This window comes from Candidatus Thiothrix phosphatis, assembly GCF_035668035.1.
Lineage (GTDB): Bacteria > Pseudomonadota > Gammaproteobacteria > Thiotrichales > Thiotrichaceae > Thiothrix > Thiothrix phosphatis.
Genome location: NZ_JAYMYJ010000085.1, coordinates 1 through 2,417 on the forward strand (window position 1 = coordinate 1; position 2,417 = coordinate 2,417).

Here is a 2,417-nt window from a genome sequence, read left to right on the forward strand (position 1 = left end):
CGTGGGGGGCAAGGCGTGGTCACGGCTGCTGAGATGCTGTCCATCGCCGCATTTGTCGAAGGCCGCCATGCGCAGGCTTTCCCCAGCTTCGGCTCCGAACGCATGGGCGCGCCGGTGATGGCGTTCTGCCGCATCGACGACAAGGAAATCCGCCTGCGCGAACCTGTCCTCACCCCCGATGCGCTGGTCATCCAAGACCCTGGCCTGCTGCATCAGGTCAACCTGTTCGAAGGTTTGCAGGAAAAAGGCTACATCCTGATCAATTCCAACCATTCCTTGGAGCAACTCGGGCTGGGTGATTTCCAGGCCAGCCATCCGCAGGAACAGGTGCGTGTCATCCCCGCCACCGACCTGGCGCTCAAATACGTTGGCCGCCCGGTGCCGAACGCCGCCCTGCTCGGCGGTTTCGCCGCGCTCACTGGCCTGATAAAGATGGAATCGCTGGAAACCGCCATCCGTGAAAAATTCAGTGGCAAAATAGCCGACCAGAACATCGCTGCCGCGCAAGCCGCCTACGCCAGCGTACAGTGAGGAGGAAACCATGCTGAAACAGATCGAAGGCTCGCAAGCCGTCGCCGAAGCGGTCGGCCTGTGCCGCCCCGAAGTGATTTGCGCCTACCCCATCACCCCGCAAACCCACATTGTGGAAGGCTTGGGGCAAATGGTGGACAACGGGCAAATCCACCCGTGTGAATTCATCAATGTCGAATCCGAATTCGCCGCCCTGTCAGTCGCCATTGGTGCCTGCGCCGCCGGGGCGCGCGCCTACACCGCCACCGCCAGCCAGGGGTTGCTGTTCATGGCGGAAGCGGTCTACAACGCCTCCGGCCTCGGCTTGCCCATTGTCATGACCATCGGCAACCGGGCGATTGGCGCGCCGATCAATATCTGGAACGACCAGCAGGACAGCCTCTCGATGCGCGATGCAGGCTGGATTCAGCTCTACGCCGAAACCAACCAGGAAGCGGTCGACCTGCACATCCAGGCGTTCCGGCTGGCGGAAGAGCTTTCCGTGCCAGTGATGGTGTGCGTGGATGGCTTCATCCTCACCCATGCCTACGAGCGGGTCGACATCCCCGAACAGGCGCAGGTCGATGCGTGGCTGCCACCGTTCGAGCCGCGCCAGGTGCTTGATCCGGCCACCCCGGTCACCATCGGCGCGATGGTTGGGCCGGAAGCGTTCATGGAAGTGCGCTACCTTGCGCATTACAAACAGATGCAGGCGCTGGGGCTGATCCCGGAGCTGGCGGAGGAATTCCAGCAGCGGTTCGGGCGCGATTCCGGCGGGCTGGTCAAGCCGTACCGCAGCGAAGACGCCGACACCGTGGTGGTTTCCCTCGGCTCGGTCAACGGCACCATTAAGGATGTGGTGGATGAAATGCGCGATGCGGGCGTTTCCATCGGCGCGCTGTCGCTCACCACTTACCGCCCGTTCCCGCACAAAGCTGTGCGTAGTGCATTGCAACACGCCAAGCGCATTGTAGTGGTGGAAAAGGCGCTCGCGCTTGGCATCGGCGGCATTGTCGCCACCGATGTGCAAATGGCGGTGGCCGGGCTGCACAAGCCGGTGCATACCGTGATTGCGGGGCTGGGCGGCAGGCCGATTACCCGCGAATCCTTGCGCAAACTGTTCCGCAAGGCGGATGAAGGGCACTTGCCGCTGCTGGAGTTCCTCGACCTCAAGCACGACGTCGTCCACGCCGAAATCGCCCGCATGGAAGCCGGACGCCGTTCCGGGCCGATTGCGGAAAACATCCTGCACAGCGTTGGCGCGGTCGCCAGCCAAATCCGCTAGGGGGAAGCCATGGATACCACAGTCAAGTTTTACCAGACCGACACCTTCACCGTCGGCAACCGCCTGCTGTCCGAGGCGGAACGCAGCGTGCAGGCAGGCATGCAACGCACCAATGCGCTCAACTCCGGCCACCGCGCCTGTCAGGGTTGTGGCGAAGCGCTGGGCGCACGTTTTGCGGTGGACGCGGCGATGCGCGCGGCGGGCAATGACCTGATCGCCTGCAACGCGACCGGCTGCCTGGAAGTGTTTTCCACCCCCTACCCGGAATCCTCCTGGCAGGTGCCGTGGGTGCATTCGCTGTTCGGCAATACGGCGGCGGTCGCCACCGGCGTGGCCGCGGCCTTGCGGGTCAAGGGCAAACCTACCCGCGTGCTGGCGCAGGGCGGCGACGGCGGCACCACCGACATCGGTTTCGGCTGCTTGTCGGGCATGTTCGAGCGCAATGATGACGTGCTCTACATCTGCTACGACAACGAAGCCTACATGAACACCGGGGTGCAGCGTTCTTCCGCCACACCTCCGGCGGCGCGTACCGCCACCACCATGCCGCTGGGCCAGCACCATAACGGCAATGTGTTCGGCCAGGGCAAAAGCGTGCCGCTGATTGCCATGGCGCATGAAA

At 63.5% G+C, this 2,417-nt stretch carries 3 protein-coding genes; all 3 read left to right on the forward strand.

What is annotated here, in order from left to right; all coding sequences use genetic code 11:
* The coding region (locus VSS37_RS08615; protein ID WP_324694430.1) for a 2-oxoacid:acceptor oxidoreductase family protein at nucleotides 1–531 on the forward strand (531 nt) is incomplete at its 5' end.
* 10 nt (nucleotides 532–541) lie between these two features.
* Nucleotides 542–1,795, forward strand: coding sequence for a transketolase C-terminal domain-containing protein (locus tag VSS37_RS08620; RefSeq protein WP_324694431.1), 1,254 nt, complete (start codon nucleotides 542–544; stop codon nucleotides 1,793–1,795).
* Nucleotides 1,796–1,804: 9 nt separating this feature from the next.
* The coding region (locus VSS37_RS08625) for a thiamine pyrophosphate-dependent enzyme (protein WP_324694432.1) at nucleotides 1,805–2,417 on the forward strand (613 nt) is incomplete at its 3' end.